17 protein-coding genes and 1 pseudogene are annotated in these 21,414 nt (G+C 60.1%); 12 read left to right on the top strand and 6 right to left on the bottom strand.

From position 1 onward, the window contains the following. Window positions 1-208: 208 nt before the first annotated feature. The 8 genes and pseudogenes from EL257_RS19990 (at window position 209) to EL257_RS19955 (ending at window position 9,799) form a co-directional block, all read left to right on the top strand. Window positions 209-931 carry a response regulator transcription factor gene (locus EL257_RS19990; protein ID WP_126365531.1) on the top strand — a complete coding sequence of 241 codons (723 nt, stop codon included), beginning with the start codon at window positions 209-211 and terminating at the stop codon, window positions 929-931. Then, the gene (locus EL257_RS19985; RefSeq protein ID WP_126365529.1) at window positions 918-2,342 is read left to right on the top strand and encodes a sensor histidine kinase; all 1,425 of its coding nucleotides are present in this window, start codon (window positions 918-920) and stop codon (window positions 2,340-2,342) included. Before EL257_RS19990 ends, EL257_RS19985 begins: the two co-directional genes overlap by 14 nt. Window positions 2,343-2,527: 185 nt before the next feature. Beyond that, window positions 2,528-3,554 (top strand): annotated as a pseudogene (locus tag EL257_RS19980) (PDDEXK nuclease domain-containing protein). Window positions 3,555-3,661: 107 nt separating this feature from the next. Beyond that, entirely contained in the window at window positions 3,662-4,564 is a 903-nt protein-coding gene (gene cysM / locus EL257_RS19975; RefSeq protein ID WP_172604564.1) for a cysteine synthase CysM, read from the top strand. Next, window positions 4,564-5,940 (top strand): 23S rRNA (uracil(1939)-C(5))-methyltransferase RlmD, encoded by a 1,377-nt coding sequence (gene rlmD, locus EL257_RS19970; RefSeq protein ID WP_126365525.1) that lies wholly within the window; start codon window positions 4,564-4,566, stop codon window positions 5,938-5,940. Before cysM ends, rlmD begins: the two co-directional genes overlap by 1 nt. 101 nt (window positions 5,941-6,041) lie before the next feature. Then, window positions 6,042-8,285 (top strand): GTP diphosphokinase, encoded by a 2,244-nt coding sequence (gene relA / locus EL257_RS19965; protein ID WP_126365523.1) that lies wholly within the window; start codon window positions 6,042-6,044, stop codon window positions 8,283-8,285. Between the two features lie 111 nt (window positions 8,286-8,396). Then, the gene (gene mazG / locus EL257_RS19960; RefSeq protein ID WP_126365521.1) at window positions 8,397-9,230 is read left to right on the top strand and encodes a nucleoside triphosphate pyrophosphohydrolase; all 834 of its coding nucleotides are present in this window, start codon (window positions 8,397-8,399) and stop codon (window positions 9,228-9,230) included. Window positions 9,231-9,256: 26 nt separating this feature from the next. Next, window positions 9,257-9,799 (top strand): DUF2058 domain-containing protein, encoded by a 543-nt coding sequence (locus tag EL257_RS19955; protein ID WP_126365519.1) that lies wholly within the window; start codon window positions 9,257-9,259, stop codon window positions 9,797-9,799. A 69-nt stretch (window positions 9,800-9,868) separates the two neighbouring features. Here the strand turns inward: EL257_RS19955 and EL257_RS19950 are convergent, their stop codons facing one another. From EL257_RS19950 to EL257_RS19925, 6 genes are all read right to left on the bottom strand, one after another. After that, window positions 9,869-10,057, bottom strand: coding sequence for a hypothetical protein (locus tag EL257_RS19950; protein WP_007917473.1), 189 nt, complete (start codon window positions 10,055-10,057; stop codon window positions 9,869-9,871). Window positions 10,058-10,556: 499 nt separating this feature from the next. Beyond that, window positions 10,557-11,777, bottom strand: coding sequence for a beta-ketoacyl-ACP synthase I (fabB, locus tag EL257_RS19945; RefSeq protein WP_126365517.1), 1,221 nt, complete (start codon window positions 11,775-11,777; stop codon window positions 10,557-10,559). 11 nt (window positions 11,778-11,788) lie between these two features. After that, on the bottom strand, window positions 11,789-12,304 hold the full coding sequence (fabA, locus tag EL257_RS19940; RefSeq protein ID WP_126365515.1) for a 3-hydroxyacyl-[acyl-carrier-protein] dehydratase FabA: 516 nt from the start codon (window positions 12,302-12,304) through the stop codon (window positions 11,789-11,791). A gap of 247 nt (window positions 12,305-12,551) precedes the next feature. Further along, entirely contained in the window at window positions 12,552-14,456 is a 1,905-nt protein-coding gene (locus tag EL257_RS19935) for an ATP-binding protein (RefSeq protein ID WP_126365513.1), read from the bottom strand. Continuing rightward, window positions 14,453-15,385, bottom strand: coding sequence for an ABC transporter substrate-binding protein (locus EL257_RS19930; protein WP_126365511.1), 933 nt, complete (start codon window positions 15,383-15,385; stop codon window positions 14,453-14,455). Before EL257_RS19930 ends, EL257_RS19935 begins: the two co-directional genes overlap by 4 nt. A gap of 1 nt (window position 15,386) precedes the next feature. Beyond that, on the bottom strand, window positions 15,387-17,510 hold the full coding sequence (locus tag EL257_RS19925) for a TonB-dependent receptor plug domain-containing protein (RefSeq protein ID WP_126365509.1): 2,124 nt from the start codon (window positions 17,508-17,510) through the stop codon (window positions 15,387-15,389). Window positions 17,511-17,706: 196 nt separating this feature from the next. Here EL257_RS19925 and EL257_RS19920 point away from each other — a divergent pair, with 196 nt between their 5' ends. From EL257_RS19920 to EL257_RS19905, 4 genes are all read left to right on the top strand, one after another. Next, window positions 17,707-18,732, top strand: coding sequence for an NAD(P)H-dependent glycerol-3-phosphate dehydrogenase (locus EL257_RS19920; protein WP_126365507.1), 1,026 nt, complete (start codon window positions 17,707-17,709; stop codon window positions 18,730-18,732). Window positions 18,733-18,762: 30 nt separating this feature from the next. After that, window positions 18,763-19,110 carry a DUF4389 domain-containing protein gene (locus tag EL257_RS19915; RefSeq protein WP_126365505.1) on the top strand — a complete coding sequence of 116 codons (348 nt, stop codon included), beginning with the start codon at window positions 18,763-18,765 and terminating at the stop codon, window positions 19,108-19,110. After that, window positions 19,107-19,559 carry a phosphohistidine phosphatase SixA gene (gene sixA / locus EL257_RS19910; RefSeq protein ID WP_126365503.1) on the top strand — a complete coding sequence of 151 codons (453 nt, stop codon included), beginning with the start codon at window positions 19,107-19,109 and terminating at the stop codon, window positions 19,557-19,559. The genes EL257_RS19915 and sixA overlap by 4 nt, the downstream gene beginning before the upstream one ends. A 194-nt stretch (window positions 19,560-19,753) precedes the next feature. After that, window positions 19,754-21,409, top strand: a complete 1,656-nt coding sequence (locus tag EL257_RS19905) for an AMP-binding protein (protein ID WP_126365501.1) — start codon at window positions 19,754-19,756, stop codon at window positions 21,407-21,409. The last annotated feature ends 5 nt before the right edge of the window (window positions 21,410-21,414 follow it).

Genomic DNA, 21,414 nt, shown 5'->3' with positions numbered 1-21,414 from the left:
GCATCCCGCTGATCTGTTGACTCATGCGTGCATCCGGCACGCGACATGGGCGCAGTGTAGCGATTTGCTCGCGGGCAATCTCCGGAAAAATATTGACCGCATAGGTCCGGGCGCGGTTGTGCGTTGGTCCGATGGGGCAACCATCAGTTGCCCGCTGTCCGACAATCTTGAATAATCGCGCTCAACTGAGAATTACTTGCAGATACTCATGACTCCTGTTTCCGCCGGCCAGCCACGCATTCTTTCCATCGAGGACGATCCGGTCCTCGGCGCTTATGTCCACGAACATCTGGGCCGCAGCGGCTTTCAGGTGACCTGGTGCCAGAACGGCCAGGAAGGCCTCAGCATCGCCCAGCGCCAACCGTTCGACGTGGTACTGATGGATATTCTGCTGCCGGGGATGGACGGTTTGAATGTGCTGACTCAACTGCGCCAGAGCCATTCGACGCCGGTGTTGCTGATGTCGGCTCTGGGCGCGGAAGCCGACCGTATCAGTGGCTTCCGTCTCGGCGCTGATGATTACCTGCCCAAGCCGTTCAGCATGGCCGAACTGCGTGTGCGCATCGAGGCGATTCTGCGCCGGGTGGCACTGGATCGGCGACCGCCCGCTGCGGTCGTGCCAGTGGCCAGCGGCACGCTGCATTTTGATGACGAGCAATGCGACGTGTTCTTCCGCGAGCAAGCAGCGGGGCTTACCCGCAGCGAGTTCCGCCTGCTGGAAACCCTCAACCGCAACGATGAAGAAGTGTTGAGCAAAGCTTTTCTTTATCAGCACGTCCTGCAGCGGGGTTACGCCGCCCACGACCGCAGCCTCGACATGCACATCAGCCAGATTCGCCGCAAACTCAAGGCCATCGGTTACACCGAGCGCGAAGTGCGCACGGTGTGGGGCAAGGGCTATGTGTTGAGCGCCGCCGATGAAAATGTCTGAGCTGCCGGGGCGGCATTCGCTGTTCTGGAAACTGGCGTGTCTGCTGGTTGCGTTCTGTCTGCTGATGATCTGGCTGAGCTGGTCCTGGGGCCGCTACATGGAGGAGCGCAATCAGTTTCTTTCCGACGAGGCACGCCGCACGCTTGGTCGCTATGCCGCGCAGGCAGAGCAGGCGTGGCAGCGCGGCGGCCGTAATGGCGTCGATGACTGGTTGCAGAGTATGGAATTGCGCGAGGCCAGTTGGGTCGGGGTGATCGGCGCGCACTTGCAGTCCTTGAGCAGCGAGCCGCTGAACGAAGCGGAAGTGCAACACCTGACTTTCCTGCGCGGGCTCGATTGGCCAATTCACAAGAAGGGACGGCCGTGGTTGCGCGTGCCGTTTCCGCAAGATCCGTCCGCCGGCATCCTCGTGATCGAATTGCCCGAGCGTTTTATCCCGGGCACGTACCGGGTGTTCTGGCGCGTCATTACCAATGGCGTGATTCCCGGGCTGTTCACTTTGTTGTTGTGCGTCGGCCTGTACCGCTTGCTGGTGGTACCTCTCAACAATCTGCGCGAACAGGCCAATGCCTGGCGCGCCGATCAGTTGAATGTGCGGCTGTCGAGCGGAGTGACCCAGCGTGCGGATGAACTTGGCGAACTGGCGCGGGCGTTCGATTCGATGTCCGAGCGCCTGCAATCGACGGTCGGTCTGCAGCAGCAACTGCTGCGTGATCTGTCCCATGAATTGCGTACGCCGCTGAGCCGACTGCGCGTAGCCAGTGAAAGCGAGCAGGGGCTGGTGCAATTGCGCGAACGCATCGGCCGTGAAGTCGACGGCATGCAACGGTTGGTCGAAGACACGCTGCAGCTCGCTTGGCTCGACACCGACCGCACGCCCTTGCCCGATGAGGCAATTCAGATTCAGGCGCTGTGGGAAATGCTCACTGACAACGCTTGCTATGAAAGCGGCTGGCCGAGTCTGCAATTGCAATGTGCGGTGCACTCATCGTGTTGGGTGCGCGGCAATCTCAATACGTTGGCGCAAGCGCTGGAGAATATTTTGCGTAACGCCATTCGTCATTCGCCCGAAGGTGGGATCGTGCGGCTCGCTGGCCGGCGTGATGGCGCTTATTGGCATTTGTGGCTGGAAGACCAGGGCGGCGGCGTGGCTGAGGCGGATCTGGAACGGATCTTTTCACCGTTCATTCGACTCGACGGCTCGCGGCCCGGGGATGGCGGGTTCGGTTTGGGCTTGAGCATTGCGCGCAATGCGGTGCAGCGGCAGGGCGGGTCGCTCTGGGCCGAGAATGCCGGGGCGGGGTTGCGGTTGAATTTGCGGTTGTTGGCCGATGATGGTGTTGCCAGTTCTGACGCCTTCGCGAGCAGGCTCGCTCCCACAATGGAGCTGGGTTCGGCGCAGGTTGTGTGAATAACGCGCGTTCCGTGTCGGAGTGAGCCTGCTCGCGATGTAGTCCATTAGGGTGGCCAATCCTCCGGTTTTGCGGGAGCGCTCTGCTTTTTTTGTACGACATTTCCCAAGCTGCATCGGCGGTCATTTCAAGCTTCCTGAAGGGGTTAGGCTCGTGCTTCCCACTGATCTTCAAGGAATTGCGCATGACTGTATCCAACCTTACTGGCAGCCCGGATGGCGAACCTTTCAACGAAGTGCTCGCGCTGATTCACAGTTCCAGACATAAGGCCATGCAAGCGGTCAATACACAGCTGATTGAGCTTTATTGGCAGGTGGGGGGCGCACATCAGTCGCAAGATTGAGCGGGCGGAGTGGGGCGATTCGGTCATTACCCAACTGGCCGCTCATCTGGCGCATACCCAACCGGGCTTGCGTGGGCTCACACGACCAAATCTGTTCCGCATGCGCCAGTTTTATGAAACATATCGGCACGATCCAATTGTCTCACCACTGGTCAGACAATTGCCGTGGACTCATAACATGATCATTTTGAGCCAAAGCAAACACCCGGAGGAGCGTGGGTTCTACCTGCGAATGGCCGTTCAGGAGCAGTGGTCGAAGCGCGAACTGGAACGCCAATTCAAGTCCGCTTTGTTTGAGCGAAGCGCCACCGACCCGGCTAAAGCCTCCGCGGCATTGCAGCAATCCCACCCAGAAGCTCTCGAGATATTCCGTGATTCCTACATGGTCGAATTTCTCGATCTGCCCAGCGTTCATTCTGAAACCGATCTGCACCACGGACTGCTATCTCGCCTGAAGGAATTCCTGATCGAGCTTGGTCGCGACTTCTGCTTTGTCGGTTCCGAATATCCGCTGCAGGTCGGTGGTCGGGATTTTGCGCTGGACCTTTTGTTTTTCCACCGAGGGCTCAATTGCCTCGTTGCTATAGAACTGAAGGTTGGGCGTTTCGAACCGGAGTATCTCGGCAAGCTGGATTTCTATCTGGAGGCGCTGGATCGCAATGTGCGCAAGCCTCACGAAAACCCTGCGATCGGAGTTCTGCTTTGTGCGAGCAAGGAAGATGAGGTGGTCGAGTACGCTCTCAATCGTAGCCTCTCGCCTGCGCTGATTGCGCAATATCAAACCTGTTTGCCGGATAAGCAGTTGCTGCAAGCCAAGTTGCACGAGTTCTACGCACTGGATACCGCCCACATAGAAAACACTGACTAGCGTGCGCTTATTCCCATAAACCATAAGCACCGCACTTTGCGTGATATGGGCTGCGCGGGTTTGCCGGTATGATAGGCGCCCCCGCACGTCTGGATTGCGAATACGCCATGACCTTGCAGTACCCAACTATCGCCGATTGCGTCGGCAACACGCCGCTGGTGCGTTTGCAGCGCCTGCCCGGCGCCACCAGCAACACCCTGCTGCTCAAGCTCGAAGGGAATAACCCGGCGGGTTCGGTCAAGGACCGTCCGGCGCTGTCGATGATCACCCGTGCCGAGTTGCGCGGGCAGATCCAAGCCGGCGACACGCTGATCGAAGCGACTTCAGGTAACACCGGTATCGCGCTGGCCATGGCCGCGGCGATCAAGGGTTACAAGATGATCCTGATCATGCCCGACAACTCCAGCGCTGAGCGCAAAGCGGCGATGACCGCTTACGGTGCCGAACTGATCCTGGTCAGCCAGGAAGAAGGCATGGAAGGTGCGCGCGATCTGGCGCAGCGCATGGAAGCCGAAGGCCGCGGCAAGGTGCTCGATCAGTTCGCCAACGGCGACAATCCCGAGGCGCACTACACCAGCACCGGCCCGGAAATCTGGCGTCAGACCCAGGGCTCCATTACCCATTTCGTCAGTTCGATGGGCACCACCGGTACCATCATGGGCGTTTCGCGCTATCTGAAAGAACAGAGCGACAGCGTGCAGATCGTCGGCCTGCAACCGATGGAAGGCTCGGCGATTCCCGGGATCCGCCGCTGGCCGCAGGAATACCTGCCGAAGATCTATCAGGCCGACCGCGTCGATCGCATCGTCGACATGGCGCAGAGCGAAGCCGAAGACGTGACCCGGCGTCTGGCCCGCGAAGAAGGCATTTTCTGTGGCGTATCCTCGGGCGGTGCGGTGGCAGCGATGCTGCGCCTGTCCCGCGAAGTTGAAAACGCGGTGATCGTCGCGATCATCTGCGACCGTGGCGACCGTTACCTGTCGACCGGCATTTTCGACGCGCCCAACTGATGGCCAAGCACGAAAGAGGCCTGCGCTTCCAGCCCACGGGCGGCAGCAAGGCCCCGCAAATTCCTACCGGCAAAAAGCAGCGCTTGAGCATCGAGCGTCTGGCCAATGACGGTCGCGGTATCGCGTTTTTCGAAGGGCGCACCTGGTTCGTCCTCGGTGCCCTTGCCGGTGAAGAGGTCGAAGCGCGCGTGCTCGGCGCCCACGGCAAAGTGGTCGAAGCGCGCACCGAACGCGTGTTCAAGGCCAGCGAATTGCGTCGCCCGGCAGCATGTCCGCACTTCGGTCGGTGCGGCGGCTGCAGCGTTCAGCATCTGCCGCACGACGAACAACTCGCCCTGAAACAGCGCATGCTCGCCGAGCAATTGTTGCGCGTCGCTGCTGTCGAACCTCAAGAGTGGGCGCCGCCGCTGACCGGCCCGGAGTTTGGCTATCGCCGTCGAGCGCGGATCGCGGTGCGCTGGGACATGAAGGCGAAAAAACTTGAAGTCGGTTTCCGCGCGGCTGGCAGTCAGGACATTGTCGCGATCAGCGAATGTCCGGTGCTGGTACAGCCCTTGCAGCCGATCATGACCCGTTTGCCGGAGATGCTCCGCCGTTTGAGCAAACCGCAAGCGTTGGGGCATGTCGAACTGTTCAGTGGTTCGTCGCTGGCAGTATTGCTGCGGCATATGGCGCCGTTGTCCGAAGCGGATCTGACGATTCTCAAGGACTTCTGTCAATTCCATGGAGCGCAATTGTGGCTGCATGGCGAAGGCGAGCCGCAACCGGTCGATGCCGCACAATCGCTGGGCTATCGGCTCGCGCAGTGGGATCTGGATCTGGCGTACCGCCCGGGTGATTTCATTCAGGTTAACGCCGGCGTGAACGAAGCGATGGTGGCGCAGGCGCTGGACTGGCTGAATCCGTGCGCCGACGAACGTGTCCTCGACCTGTTCTGCGGTCTGGGCAACTTCGCTTTGCCGCTCGCCAGGCGCGTGCGTGAAGTGGTGGCGGTGGAGGGCGTGCAAACCATGGTTGATCGCGCCGAAGCCAATGCTGCCAGTAACAATTTGCATAACACAAAGTTTTTTCAAGCCGATTTATCCCAGCCTTTGACCGATGCCCAGTGGATCGGAAACGGCTTTTCTGCGGTACTCTTGGACCCACCACGTGATGGTGCTTTCGAGGTGGTACGCAAGCTGGCGACCCTGGGTGCCAAGCGGTTGGTGTACGTGTCCTGCAACCCGGCGACGCTGGCGCGCGACACGGTGGAATTGATCAAGCAGGGCTACCGGTTAAAACGTGCCGGGATTCTCGATATGTTTCCTCAGACGGCACATGTCGAGGCCATGGCGTTATTTGAAGCGAGCCAGGACGGCTCGTCTGAATCCGTCTGATCTGTCCGCACAGCGCTCGCCGGAGCCCCGCGAGCGCGAACGGGCATTGAGGATCAGCGATTTGACGCATTGAATCTGCGTCGTAGGGAAGGTAAAGCAGCATGGTACAGGTGAGAGCACACCAGCCGATCAACACTGACGGCAGTATCAATCTCGAGGCTTGGCTCGATCACGCGGTCAGTGTCGATCTGGCACTGGATCGCGAAGCCTTGAAAGAAGCCTGCGAGTTCGCTCGCGAGGCCGAGCAGCAGTCCAATGCCAAGAAGAATCTGTGGGCCGAAGGCTCCGGCAGTTTCAGCACAGGTCTGGAAATCGCCGAGATCCTCGCCGACCTCAAGCTTGACCAGGATTCGCTTGTCGCTGCAGTGTTGTATCGCGGCGTACGCGAAGGGCAGATCGAACTCGCGGCGGTCGGCCAGCGCTTCGGTCCGGTGGTCGCCAAGCTGATCGACGGCGTGCAGCGCATGGCGGCCATCAGCGCCAGCCTCAGTCCGCGTCAATCGATGGTCATGGGCACCCAAGGACAGGTGGAAAACCTGCGCAAGATGCTCGTGGCCATGGTCGACGACGTGCGTGTCGCGCTGATCAAACTGGCCGAGCGTACCTGCGCCATCCGCGCGGTAAAAACCGCCGACGATGAAAAGCGCAACCGGGTCGCCCGCGAAGTCTTCGACATCTACGCACCGCTGGCGCACCGCCTCGGCATCGGTCATATCAAATGGGAGCTGGAGGACTTGTCCTTCCGTTACCTGGAGCCTGATCAATACAAGCAGATCGCCAAGTTGCTGCACGAGCGACGGCTCGACCGCGAGCGTTTCATCAGCGACGTGATGACCCAGCTCAAGGACGAATTGCAGGCCACCGGCGTTGATGCCGACATCAGCGGGCGGGCCAAACACATCTATTCGATCTGGCGCAAAATGCAGCGCAAGGGTCTGGAATTCAGCCAGATCTACGACGTGCGCGCCGTGCGTGTGCTGGTGCCGGAAATGCGCGACTGCTACACCGCGCTGGGTATCGTCCACACTTTGTGGCGGCACATCCCGAAAGAATTCGACGACTACATCGCCAACCCGAAAGAGAACGGCTACCGCTCGCTGCACACTGCTGTGATCGGCCCGGAAGGCAAAGTGCTCGAGGTGCAGATCCGCACCCATTCGATGCATGAAGAAGCCGAACTCGGCGTCTGTGCGCACTGGCGCTACAAAGGCACCGACGTCAAATCCGGCTCGAACCACTACGAAGAGAAAATCTCCTGGCTGCGTCAGGTGCTCGAATGGCATGAAGAGCTGGGCGACATCGGCGGTCTGGCGGAACAGCTGCGTGTCGATATCGAGCCGGATCGGGTCTACATCTTCACCCCGGATGGTCACGCCATCGACTTGCCCAAAGGCGCGACGCCGCTGGACTTTGCGTACCGCGTGCACACCGAAATCGGCCACAACTGCCGTGGCGCGAAGATCAACGGGCGTATCGTCCCGCTGAACTACAGCCTGCAAACCGGTGAACAGGTCGAGATCATCACCAGCAAACATGGCACGCCGAGTCGCGACTGGCTGAACTCCAACCTCGGTTACGTCACCACCTCACGGGCGCGGGCGAAAATCGTTCACTGGTTCAAATTGCAGGCGCGCGATCAGAACGTCGCGGCCGGTAAAACCCTGATCGAGCGCGAACTGACGCGCCTCGGCCTGCCTGCGGTGGATTTCGACAAACTGGCTGAAAAAGCCAACATGAAAACCGCCGAAGACATGTTCGCCGCCCTCGGTGCGGGCGATCTGCGTCTGGCGCAACTGGTCAATCTTGCGCAGCAACTGGTCGAGCCGGAGCGCGGCAACGAACAGCTGGAACTGATTCCGCGCAAAGCCACCGGTTACAAACCGGGCAAGCGTGGCGATATCCAGATCCAGGGCGTCGGCAACCTGATGACGCAGATGGCCGGCTGCTGTCAGCCGCTGCCGGGCGATGCGATCGTCGGCTACATCACTCAGGGGCGTGGCGTGAGCATTCACCGACAGGACTGCGCATCGGTGCTGCAACTGGGCGGGCGCGAGCCGGAGCGGATCATTCAGGTCAGCTGGGGGCCAGTGCCGGTGCTCACCTATCCGGTGGACATCATCATCCGTGCCTACGATCGTTCCGGCCTGCTGCGTGACGTCTCGCAAGTGCTGCTCAACGAGCGCATCAACGTGCTGGCGGTCAATACCCGTTCGAACAAGGAAGACAACACCGCGCTGATGTCGCTGACCATCGAGATCCCCGGCCTGGATGCGCTGGGGCGGCTGCTGGGACGCATATCCCAACTGCCGAACATCATCGAAACGCGGCGTAACCGTACCCCGTAACGCATCCCCTGTAGGAGCTGCCGAAGGCTGCGATCTTTTGATTTGTTTTTAAAAGACAACATCAACAGATCGCAGCCTTCGGCAGCTCCTACAGGGTTGAGTGAGATTTTTATGTACAGCCTTGAAGACCTGCTCCACCTGATGAGCCGCCTGCGCGATCCGCAGTTCGGTTGCCCGTGGGACATCAAGCAAACCTACGCGACGATCGTCCCGCACACCCTCGAAGAAGCCTACGAAGTGGCCGACGCCATCGAGCGCGGTGACTTCGATCACTTGCAGGGCGAGTTGGGCGATCTGCTGTTTCAGGTGGTTTATTACAGCCAACTGGCCAGGGAAGAAGGGCGCTTCGAGTTCGCCGGGGTGATCGACAGCATTACGCGCAAGCTGATTCGTCGTCATCCCCACGTATTCCCCACAGGCGATCTCTACGCGCCGCTCGATGTACCGCGCTTGAGCGAAGAGCAGGTCAAGCAGCGCTGGGAAGAGATCAAGGCTGAAGAGCGCGCCGAGAAAGCTTCGGCGCCCGAGCAGTTGTCCTTGCTCGACGACGTGCCGGCCACGCTGCCGGCATTGTCGCGCTCGGCCAAATTGCAGAAGCGCGCCGGGCAGGTCGGGTTCGATTGGCCGGACGCTTTGCCGGTGCTCGACAAGGTGCGTGAAGAACTCGATGAAGTGCTCGAAGCCATGTCCGAAAACGATCCCGTGGCCGTGGCTGACGAGATCGGCGACCTGTTGTTTTCCGTGGTCAATCTCGCACGACATCTCAAGGTCGACCCGGAAACCGCATTGCGTGGCGCCAATGGCAAGTTTGAAAGACGTTTCCGTTTTATCGAACAGGCATTGCGCGATACCCACCGTCCCATGGAAGATTGCACCCTCGAAGAGTTGGACGCCCTGTGGGGCGAAGCCAAACGCCAGGAAAAGAATCTGCCCAGCTGCGGCTGAGCCGTTGCCCAAGTGAGTAAGCATTAATGAGCCTTTCCCTTCGCGACCAGTTGCTCAAAGCAGGCCTGGTCAACCAAAAGCAGGCCAAGCAGGTCAGCAAAGACAAGCAGAAGCAGCAGCGTCTGGCCCACAAAGGCCAGATCGAGCTGGATGATTCGCAGCAGCGCGCGGCTCAGGAAGCCATGGCCGAGAAGGTCAAGCGTGACCAGGAGCTGAATCGCCAGCAGCAGGAGAAAGCCGAGGCCAAGGCCCGCGCGGCACAGGTCAAGCAATTGATCGAGGTCACGCGCCTGCCAAAGCTCAATACCGAGGACTACTACAACTTCGTCGACGACAAGAAGGTCAAGCGCCTCTGCGTCAATACGCTGATGCGCAACAAGCTCAGCAGTGGCGCGCTGGCGATCGTGCACCATGCCGGCGGCTACGAAGTGATCCCCCGCGAGGCCGCCCTGAAGATCCAGGAGCGTGATCCGCAGCGCATCGTTCAGCTCAACGTGCAGACCGAAGAAGTCAGCGCCGAGGATGATCCGTACGCGGCCTATCAGATCCCTGACGATCTGATGTGGTAAGCCACTGAGGCTGGAAAACGACGAACCCCGCTCTTGGCGGGGTTCGTCGTTTTCAATGCTGTGTTTGCTTCAGGCAGATTTCAGATCTCTTTGCTGTTCCTGCACTTCCAGCTCGGCCTTGTAGTTGTGGGCGTCGATCTCGTTGTGGAACATGCCGACCAGCAGGTCTTGTTGATGCACATCCCAGATGCGAATACCGGCGGCTACGCCTTCGTGGGACATGTGTGAATCGTCGCGTTCAGTTACTTTTACAGTCATCTGCTAGCTCCAAATCTCAAGTTATCTGCAGCAAGGCGTGTGCAGGACTCTGTTATAGGATTTGTTAGCCAGCTAAGTAAACCGCCAATTGGCGCAAGGTGTTGTTGCGTATTTCGCAACAGTGCTGCAGCCCGCGCAAACCGCGACATTCGGTCGCAGCGGGCGAAGTTTCATGACAGAAGTTTCATCTCCAGACCAATGCGAACCCTTGTGTAGGAGCTGCCGAAGGCTGCGATCTTTTGATCTTGTCTTTTAAAAATCAAAGTCAAAAGATCGCAGCCTTCGGCAGCTCCTACACGGATGTGTGTTGAGTCATTTTTGATCGGAATGCCTCAGGGGACGCTCCGCGTCCAGTGACGCGGAGCGTCCCCTGAGGCATTCCCACGCAGAGCGTGGGAACGATCAGTAACGATCAGTCGTGCGCTAAAGTTTTCTGTAGTTAAAAAAAAACGCCCCGAACCAGTCGGGGCGTTTTCAGGTGTGGCTCAACAGCAGGGAATTACTTGCCTTCCCAGCGCTTCAGTACCAGCGTGGCGTTGGTGCCGCCGAAGCCGAAGCTGTTGCTCATCACGGTGTTGATCGTGGCGTTCTCGCGGGTCTTGGTCAGCACCGGCAGATCGGCCACTTCAGGGTCCAGCTCGTCGATGTTGGCGGAGCCGGCAATGAAGTTGCCTTCCATCATCAGCATGCAGTAGATCGCTTCGTGAACGCCGGCGGCGCCCAGGGAGTGACCGGACAGGCTCTTGGTCGAACTGATCGCCGGAGCCTTGTCGCCGAACACTTCACGTACACCTTTCATTTCCGCGACGTCACCGACCGGAGTCGATGTGCCGTGGGTGTTCAGGTAGTCGATCGGGGTGTCGACGGTGGACAGCGCCTGCTGCATGCAGCGGATCGCGCCTTCGCCGCTCGGGGCAACCATATCGTAGCCGTCGGACGTGGCGCCGTAGCCAACGATTTCCGCGTAGATTTTTGCGCCGCGGGCCAGAGCGTGTTCCAGCTCTTCGACCACCACCATGCCGCCACCGCCAGCGATGACGAAACCGTCGCGATCCTTGTCGTAGGCGCGCGAAGCTTGTTCAGGGCTGTCGTTACGCTTGCTGGACAGAGCGCCCATGGCGTCGAACAGGAACGACTGGCTCCAGTGCTCTTCTTCACCGCCACCGGCGAAGACGATGTCCTGTTTGCCCATCTGGATCTGTTCCATGGCAGTACCGATGCAGTGAGCACTGGTGGCGCAGGCAGAAGCGATGGAGTAGTTCAGGCCCTTGATCTTGAATGGCGTGGCCAGGCAAGCGGAAACGGTGCTGCTCATGGTCCGCGTTACACGGTACGGGCCGACGCGTTTCACGCCTTTCTCGCGCAGAATGTCCAGCGCTTCCATCTGGTTCAGCGTGGACGCGCCGCCGGAGCCGGCGATCAGGCCGGTGCGCGGGTTGGACACTTGCTCTTCGGTCAGGCCGGAGTCAGTGATCGCGTCTTTCATGGCCAGGTAGGCGTATGCCGCTGCGTGGCCGACGAAGCGATAGATCTTGCGATCGATCAGCTCTTCAAGGTTGAGGTCGATGGAGCCGGAAACCTGGCTACGCAGACCCATTTCAGCATATTCCGGGTTGAACCGGATGCCCGGGCGGCTTGCACGCAGGTTAGCGGAGACGGTCTCTTTGTCATTGCCCAGGCACGAAACGATGCCCAGACCAGTGATAACGACGCGGCGCATGCGAATAACCCTTAGAAGTTGTCAGTGGAGGTGAAAACGCCGACCTTGAGGCCTTGGGCGGAGTAGATTTCTTTACCGTCGACAGAAACTGTACCGTCGGCGTATGCCATGCTCAGCTTGCCTTTGAGAACACGCTTGATATGAATGTTATACGTAACTTTTTTAGCGGTCGGCAGAACCTGACCAAAAAACTTCACTTCGCCTGATCCGAGTGCACGACCGCGGCCTGGCTGACCTTGCCAGCCAAGGAAGAAGCCGACCAGTTGCCACATGGCGTCGAGGCCCAGGCAGCCCGGCATTACCGGATCACCTTCGAAGTGGCAGGCGAAGAACCACAGGTCCGGAGTGATATCCAGCTCGGCGACCAATTCACCCTTGCCGTACTTGCCACCCTCTTCTTTGATCAGGGTGATGCGATCGACCATCAGCATGTTCGGGGCGGGCAGTTGCGCGTTACCTGGGCCGAACAGCTCACCGCGACTGCAGCGCAGCAGATCTTCCCGAGTAAAGGCGTTTTGTTTGGTCATGCGAGCTCCTCAATAATCCCATGCGGCAGGTGGGGCAAATCTTCCCGACCGTTCGAAGCGTTCATGCCTCGAACCGGCAGCCTACTCATAGACTATTGCGTTGTGGTGAAAGTCACAGCGCCAAGGACATGAATGTACACTTGTGCACTGAAATTTTAAATCAAGCCCCTTTTGGGGCTCGTTCGGGTGCCTAAGACTGCCGCACTTTCGCTTTTCACGCCAGTCGCAGATGGTCGAAAAGCCGTCACTACTGCACCCAGCGCTGCAGAATCTGCTGTAGGTCATTGCGTTTGAACGGCTTGGCCAGATAATCGTTCATCCCGGCTGCCAGACAGGTCTCGCGGTCACCCTGCAAGGCGTTGGCGGTCAGGGCGATAATCGGCACACCGTCGCGGCCAGGCAAGCGGCGGATCTGCCGGGTCGCTTCGTAGCCGTCGATGATCGGCAGGCGGCAATCCATCAAAATCGCTTCGAATTCGCCGCCCTCGGCGCAGCTCACGGCCTGGGCGCCATCGGTGGCAACACTGACAGTAAAGCCCAGGCTGCGCAGCATCGCCTCGATCACCGTCTGATTGACCGGATTGTCTTCGACCAGCAACACATTGCGTCCCGCCCCCTGACTGTCGGCGCTCGGCGCACGGGGTGTCGGCAGCGGCGGCAAAGCCTGCCTCGACAGCGCCAAGGGAATTTCCAGGGTGAACACCGAGCCGCGACCTTCTTCGCTTTGCGCGCGCAAGGTGCCGCCCATGCGTTCGGCGAGGGTGCGGGCGATCGGCAGGCCGAGACCGGTTCCGCCGTATCGCCGCGAAATCGAACTGTCAGCCTGCTGGAATGCGTTGAACATCAGCTCCAGGCTCTCGGACGAAATACCGATGCCGCTGTCGCGCACCGAGCAGGTAAACCACAGCAGCTCGTGGTCCAGCGATTGCCATTGCGCCTCGATGCTGACCCGTCCCTGTTCGGTAAATTTCAGTGCATTGCCGACCAGATTGACCAGAATCTGCCGAATCCGCGTCGGATCGCCCTGTACTTGCAAGCCGCGCATGTCGTCAGGAATCCGCAGGTTCAACGCCAAGCCACGCTGCACGGCGCTGTGCTGGAACGACTGCGCGCAGGCGCCGATCAGTTCGGCGAGGTTGAACGGAATGTGTTCCAGCTCCAGCTCCGAACGCTCGATCCGCGAGAAATCGAGAATGTCGTTGATGACTTTCAACAGGTGCTCGGTTGATTCCGACGCGAGCGCCGCGTACTCGACCTGCTCCGCGGTCATCTCGGTGGTCTCCAGCAATTGCAGCATGCCCAGCACGCCGTTCATGGGCGTGCGCAGTTCATGGCTCATCATTGCGAGGAAATCGGATTTGGCATTGTTGGCCTTTTCTGCCTCCTCGCGCGTCTGGATCAACTGCGCCATCGCCTGATGCTGTTCGCGGCTGGCCTGTTCCAGCGCTTGCGCAAGGTTGTTGATGTGCTGCGACAGAGCGCCCAGTTCGGTGTCATCGACGATCGGCAACGGGGTTTTATAATCGCCTTCCTGGATCGCCTTGACCGCATCGCCGATATCGCGAATCGGTTGCGACAGGCTGCCCGCCAGACGCCGCGCCAGCACGAAGGTAAAGAGCAGCGCGAACAGCGCAAGAATCCCGGCCTTGAACAGAATCTCCTGCTGGCGCTGACTGAAGGCATCGTTGGACAGACCGACGATAACCCGCCCCAGATAATCCTCACTGGCTCCGACATTGTTGCCTTTGCCGTCCTGGAAAAAATCATTGTGCAGGGCGATTCGCTGCAGCCGTACCGGTGCCTGAAAGACTTCAACCTGATGCGGACGATCGTGGCTGGCGGCCGGTTGTTCGACATAGATCAGAATACGATTGGCGCTGTCCTGCACTTCGAGAAAGCGCACATTGGGCGTGGCCAGCGTGGCTTTGAGCAAGCTCTCCAGCACCTCGTTGTTGCCGGAAATCACCCCGTACTCGGTGGCCGGCGCCAGTTGGTTGGCGATCAATTGGCCGGTGTGGGTCAGCTCCTGGCGCAAATCCTGGATCCGCACGAAGGTGAAGAAACTGATCAGCAACAACGTCAGCAACAATGCCGGTCCGAGGCTGATCAGCTGCGTGCGGGTATTGATGTCCCAACGGCGACGGAAATTCATGGACGGCGTTCTCCTTCGGCCAGCGCACTGGCGACAGAGGCTTCATTCAACGGTTCGATGCCTAATGAACGAGCGACCTGGGCGTTACTTGAAACTTTAAAGTGTGCGGGGTAGAGCGTTCGTGGCCAGGTCGCGGGTGGCTGGTCGAGCAATTGATCGAGAATCGTCAGCCAGTCGTTCTGGTCGCTGTAGGTGCTGGCGAGGCTGCCGGCGCGCACGAATGACACGGTGGGGCCGACCAGCGCCACTTGCCGCGAGTAGCTGCTGAGCAACAGGTTCTTCGCGGTTTTCGGGTTGTACACGTCGGGATCATCGAGGCCCAACAGCACGTCGCTGTTTTTCAGCACGGCTTGCAAGGGGCGGCTGTCCTGAGTGTCGTCCCAGCGCTGAGCGACGATGTCCAGATGCAGCGGTAGCGCCGCCCGGTGCAGTTCTTTGAGGAGAAACTCACTGTGCTGATCGAACAACACGCCGACGCGACGGGCGTGGGGCAGAATCCGCCGGATCAATTGCAACTGCCGGCTCAGCGGCGGATCGCTCCACAGCAGGCTAAGCCGCGCCGGGTGTACCGCACCGAAACGCTGGCGCGCCTGCAGACGACTGATGCGCAGCACCAGGGTGGCCGGGCCTTGGGCATCCTGCACGCGCCAGTCGAGCGCCGGCACGTCCAGGAGAATCAGGCGCAGGCTCGCCGGCAGCAGGCCCGGCGCCGGCAGACTGGCCAGTGGCTGGAAACGTACGTTATCGGTCGGGCGCAGTTCACTCAAGGCTTGAACGAAGGCCTGGACGCCAGGGCTTTCCTCGGCGCCGGTCAACAGAATGTCAGCCGCCTGCACGCCGACCCCGTGCAGCCAAGCTGTCAGAAACAGGCAGACCCCGGCCAGCCAGTGGCCGAAGGTCGGCGTCTTCCGTGACCGGCCGATGCGCATCCTAGAACTCCAGCTCGGCGCTGAAGTACATCACCCGACGTTCGTCATGATTGTTATCGACGAAGGTGGTCGGCTCGTGGTCGAGACGCTGTTGCAGCACGCCGGCCAGTTGCAACTGCGCCTTGCCCAGCGCGATGCGTTTGGCGATGCGCGTGTCGACACGTTCGAAGCGATAGCCGTTGAGGGCGTTGTCACCGTAATAGAAGAGGGCGCTGTTCCAGCCGTGCCCCCAATCACGCAGCCAGCCGGCCGAACCGCTGTTGCGCGCGGTGAATTGCTGATCCAGCGGATTGCTCGCCTCGGCATCGACGAACGCGTAGGTGAAGCGTAAACGGTCGGCCAGGCTCAGGCGCCAGTCGAGTTGCGTTTCGGTGCCGCGAAAGCGCGAGCTGTTGGCATTGCTGGCGATGTATTGATTGTTGCGCAGCGGCTCACTGATCATCGCGCTGATTTCGTCATAGAACAGCTTCACATCCACCGCCAGACCGAGTTCGGCGAAATAACCGTTGTAGCCCAATTCCCGCGAGCGCATGTGCTCCTGATCGAGATCGCCCGGGCCACGGGTCTTGACGAAGTAGCGCGCCGAAGACTGGCCGTAGGCAGACGGCCGCAGATTGCTGACCTGATAGCTCCAGTTGACGTTGTTCTCGAACATGTCCGGCGAGCGGATCGCCTCCGAATAAACCGCGCGCAGGCCGTGGCGCGGGTTGATCAGGTAGTTGACGGCAAAACGCGGAGTCAGCGAACTGCCGATCAATTGCGTGTCTTCGAACATCGCCCCGCCCTGCAACAACCAGTGTTCAGTGGCGCGCCACTCCAGTTGGCCGAAGGCTCGCCAGGTGGTGTCGTCCAGCGTGCCGTTGAAATAGGTTTCGGAGTCGGCGCGGTCGTAGCGGTAGTTCAAGCCGCTGACCAGCCGCAGGCTGTCGGAGAGGCTGAGGGTATCTTGCAATTCGAGGTCGTAACGCGATTCCCGGGCGCTTTGGTCAATGTCGCCGCACAAGGTGCGACTGGCGCCGTTGCGCCATTGCTCGAGCACCTGATTCGCCAGGGCCATTTCCTGCGGCGTGCCCGGCGCGGCACCGGGGCCGGTGAACCGGGTGATGTTGCGCGCCAGCCGTTCGGTGTAATTCGCGTTGAGCTGCCACAGTTGCGTCAGCTCGGGGCTGAATGACACCTCGGCATCACAGGCGCGCCAGACCTGCTGGCGATCCCAATGCTGGGCCGAGCCTTGAACATATAGACTGTGATCGGGATTGATATCGAGATTCCAGCGCACCGAACCGGCGTAATCCTTGGCCACCACGTCGGAATTATTACCGGCGTCAGTAATCCCCGCGAACACCGGGCGATAGGTGTAGGGCCGCTGATTGCTGCCGTCCTTAGCGTTGAGTTGCCAGTCGAGACTTTGATCGTCGTTGAGGCTGTGGCTGACGGCGAGATTGAAACGGGTCAGGCGTCGGCTGTCGCGGTAATCGGCGCCGTTGCGATCGCTGTCAAAACCATTGTCTTCCTGACCCGACAGCGACAAGCGCAGATCGCCGCCCTCGAAGGCGCTGCCCTGGCTGGCATAAAAGTCGTTGATGCCGCGTTGGCCGCGCGTGTATTTCAACCGTGTGCCGTGGCTGTCCGCGGGATGAAGAGTGATGATGTTGATCACCGCCATCAGCGCGTTGGCGCCGTAGCTGACGGTGTTCGGCCCGCGGAAGACTTCGATGCGCGCGATGTCTTCGATGGCCACTGGAATATCGCTCCAGTCCACCGTTGCCAGACCCGCACGATAGACCGAACGGCCGTCGATCAGCACCTGCATGCGTCGCGCTTCGCTGGCGTTGGTGCCGTGGTAATTCACCGCCGGCTGATTGCCGTTGATGTTGCCGACCATCATCCCCGGCACCAGTCGCAGCAATTCGCTGATGTCGCGGGCGCCGCTGGCGCTGATCAAATCGCTGTCGAGGACAGTCATGCTCCCCGGCACTTCGGCTGGCGTTTGTTTCAGACGCGTGGCCGTCAGCACCTGCGGCAGCGGCTCGCTGTCGACAAACAGATCGTCCGCCAGCAACGCCGGGCTGAATAACAGCGCCAGCACGAGCGACGAACGCGGTGGAGGAGGGCCAAGAAACACGACGCAGCCTATAGAGAGAACAAGTGGCGCGCATGGTAACCGAGGGCAGAGACTTTTCCAGTCACGTTGTAGGCATTTTCCTAGCTTTTATTGGTCTTGTTCCTACAAGTGTCGGTAATTGTTGCGGGGGCTGGCCGCGACCGGGGCGCCCCGTATAATGCCGGCATCGCCACTGGTATGGATTAACGGATTGCATATGACTGAACAGCGCCCGATTGCGGTCCTGGGAGGCGGAAGTTTTGGTACCGCCGTGGCCAACCTGCTGGCCGAAAACGGCCATCAAGTCCGGCAGTGGATGCGTGATCCCGAGCAGGCCGAGGCCATCCGGGTCAATCGCGAAAACCCGCGTTACCTCAAAGGCATCAAGATCTTGCCCGGCGTGACGGCCGTCACCGACCTGCAGGCAACGCTTGACGCCTGCGATTTGTGTTTTGTCGCGCTGCCATCCAGCGCATTGCGCACGGTGCTCGCCGCTCACGCCGAGCGATTGAGCGGCAAGATGCTGGTCAGCCTGACCAAAGGCATCGAAGCCCAGACCTTCAAACTGATGAGCCAGATTCTCGAAGAAATCGCCCCGCAGGCACGCATCGGCGTGTTGTCCGGGCCGAATCTGGCGCGGGAAATTGCCGAGCATGCGCTGACCGCCACGGTGGTCGCCAGCGAGGACGAAGAATTGTGCAAGCAGGTGCAAGCCGCGCTGCACGGCCGCACCTTTCGCGTTTATGCCAGCGCTGACCGTTTTGGTGTCGAACTGGGCGGCGCCTTGAAAAACGTCTACGCGATCATTGCCGGCATGGCGGTGGCGCTGGAGATGGGCGAGAACACCAAGAGCATGCTGATCACCCGCGCCTTGGCCGAAATGACCCGGTTTGCGGTAAATCAAGGGGCGAACCCGATGACATTCCTCGGTCTGGCCGGGGTCGGCGATCTGATCGTGACCTGTTCGTCATCCAAGAGCCGCAACTATCAGGTGGGCTTCGCCCTCGGCCAGGGCTTGAGTCTCGACGAAGCAGTTTCGCGCCTCGGTGAAGTCGCCGAAGGGGTCAACACCCTGAAAGTGCTAAAGGCCAAGTCTCAGGAAGTCGGCGTGTACATGCCGCTGGTCGCCGGTTTGCACGCGATCCTGTTCGAAGGACGCACGCTGGAGCAGGTGATCGGTCTACTGATGCGCGCCGAGCCGAAAACCGACGTCGATTTTATTTCCACCAGCGGTTTCAACTGATTCAGCTGTTATAGGAACAGGAAGCAAGCCATGAACGATCCGAAAACCGAAAGCCAGTACGAATCCATTCTCCTGCGGGTGTTGTGGATGATCGTTTACCTGCTGGTCTGGCAAGTGGCGCAGTTCATTCTCGGCGCGGTGGTGCTGGTGCAACTGATCTACCGCCTGATCTATAGCGCACCAAGCGCCAGTTTGATGAATTTCGGCGACAGCCTGAGCCAGTTTCTCGCGCAGATCGGTCGCTTCGGCACATTCCACAGCGACCAGAAGCCTTGGCCGTTCGCCGACTGGCCAGCACCGCGGGCCCCGGAAGGCGAAGCGCCACACGCCGTCGCCCCTGCACCGCATCCGGTGCGTGATGAGGAGCCCAAGCTATGAAACTCTGGATATTGCGTCACGGTGAGGCGGTGCCGCACGGTTCGAAGATCGATCCCGAGCGCGAATTGACCGAACACGGGCGTAAGGAAGTATTGAGCAGTGCCGCCCATTTGATCGGGCAGCCATTGACCGCGATCTACGCCAGCCCTTACGTCCGCGCCCAGCAAACCGCGCAAATTGTTCGCGAAGCGCTGGGTTTCGAGCCGGAGATTCGCACGGTCGAATGGCTGACCCCGGAGAGCGATCCGGACAAGGTTGCCGAGCAACTGGTGGCGGTCAGCAATGTGCTGCTGGTCAGCCATAATCCGTTGGTGGGCAATCTGCTGAGCTATTTGCAGCACGGCGCCGGGTATCCGCCGGAGCGGGTGAGCACGGCGGGGCTGGCGGAGCTAGAGCACAGCGAGCTGCTGATTGGTTCGATGAAGCTCAATAGCCTCAAGCACCCTTAAAAGCAAAGATCGTCCGATCGCGGCCCGAGCCTTCGGCAGCTCCTACAGGGAAATGCATTCCATGTAGGAGCTGCCGAAGGCTCGGGCCGCGATCGGACGATCTGTTGATCTTGTTACTTTTGGTAAAAAATTCGACCAAGCACTTGCTTGGTTGACTACGCTTGCTCCAGACCAAAATCACAGGAGCGAGTCGCATGTCTGCCGCATTCCGATTGCCGCTGGACGTGTTCTACGAACGTGAAGCCCGACACCCGCGCCAGCGCTTCCTCGTGCAGCCTATCGGCGGCGGTCAGGTCGAGACGCTAAGCTGGGCCGACGTCGGCCATCAGGCACGCTGCGCGGCGCACTGGTTGCGCGCGCGGGAGTTGCCGCAGGGCAGCCACATCGCTCTGATCTCGAAAAACTGCGCGCACTGGATCATTGCCGACCTCGCCATCTGGATGGCCGGGCACGTCTCGGTGCCGCTGTATCCCAACCTCACTGCCGACTCCGTGGCGCAGGTGCTGACGCATTCCGAAAGCGTGCTGGCGTTTATCGGCAAACTCGACGACTGGCCGGCGATGTCGAAAGGCATCCCGGCAGGTCTGCCGACCATCAGCCTGCCGCTGCATCCGCCCGGCGAATTCGATTTCAGTTGGACAGACCTGCAACACAGCTCACCGATTCAGGACGACCCGCGCCCTGGCGCCGAGCAACTGGCAACGATCATCTACACCTCTGGCACCACCGGCCTGCCGAAGGGGGTGATGCACAGTTTTGCCAATCTCGGTTTCGCCACCAGTCGCGGCACACAGTTGTTCGGCCTCAACGAGAATGATCGGCTGCTGTCGTACTTGCCGCTGTGTCATGTCGCTGAACGCATGTTCGTTGAGCTGGCCTCGATCTACACCGGACAAACCGTGTTTTTTGCCGAGAGTCTCGAGACCTTCATTGCCGATCTGCAGCGTGCGCGGCCCACGGCGATGTTTGGCGTGCCGCGCATCTGGACCAAATTCCAGATGGGCGTGTACAGCAAGATCGCCGCCAAGCGCCTGGATTTTCTCCTCGGCCTGCCCTTCATCGGCAAAAGGGTCGGGCACAAAGTTCTCGCCGGTCTTGGACTGGACGCGTTGCGCGTGGCGCTGTCCGGCGCAGCACCGGTGCCGCAGACCTTGCTCGCCTGGTATCAGAAACTCGGCCTCGATGTACTTGAGGTCTACGGCATGACCGAGGGCTGCGGTTATTCGCACATTTGCCTGCCGGGTCAGTACAAGCAAGGCTGGATCGGCCAACCCTGTCCAGAGGTCGAGGTGCGTATCGATGAGTCCGGGGAAGTGCAGGTTCGCAGTCAGGCCAACATGCTCGGCTATTTCAAGGAACCGCAGAAAACTGCCGAAACCATCACCGGGGACGGCTTCCTGCGCACCGGCGACAAAGGCGAGCAGGACGGCGAAGGGCGCTTGCGTTTGACCGGGCGACTCAAGGAAATTTTCAAAACCAGCAAGGGCAAATACGTCGCCCCGGCCCCGATCGAAAACCGCTTGGCCGTGCATTCGCGGATCGAGCAAGTCTGTGTGGTCGGCGACGGTTTGAGTGCACCGCTGGGGCTGTGCGTGCTGTCCACGGTTAATCAGGAAGAGGGCCGGGCGAGTCTGCATTCGAGCCTGGAAAAACTCCTTGAAGAGGTCAATGCGGCACTCGACAAGCATGAACGTTTGCGCCGGTTGGTGGTGGTCAAAGACAGCTGGGCGGTGGAAAACGGTTTCCTCACGCCAACCCTGAAAATCAAGCGCAACGTGATCGAAGACACTTACGGCGCTCGCTTCGAGGAATGGAGCGAGCGCAGTGAGGCGGTGCTGTGGCAGGATTGAGCGAC

Origin of the sequence: Pseudomonas fluorescens (assembly GCF_900636825.1) — a bacterium.
Lineage (GTDB): Bacteria > Pseudomonadota > Gammaproteobacteria > Pseudomonadales > Pseudomonadaceae > Aquipseudomonas > Aquipseudomonas fluorescens_BG.
The sequence above is the reverse complement of the archived record's forward strand: the minus strand, read 5'-3'. Positions and strand labels throughout refer to the sequence as shown.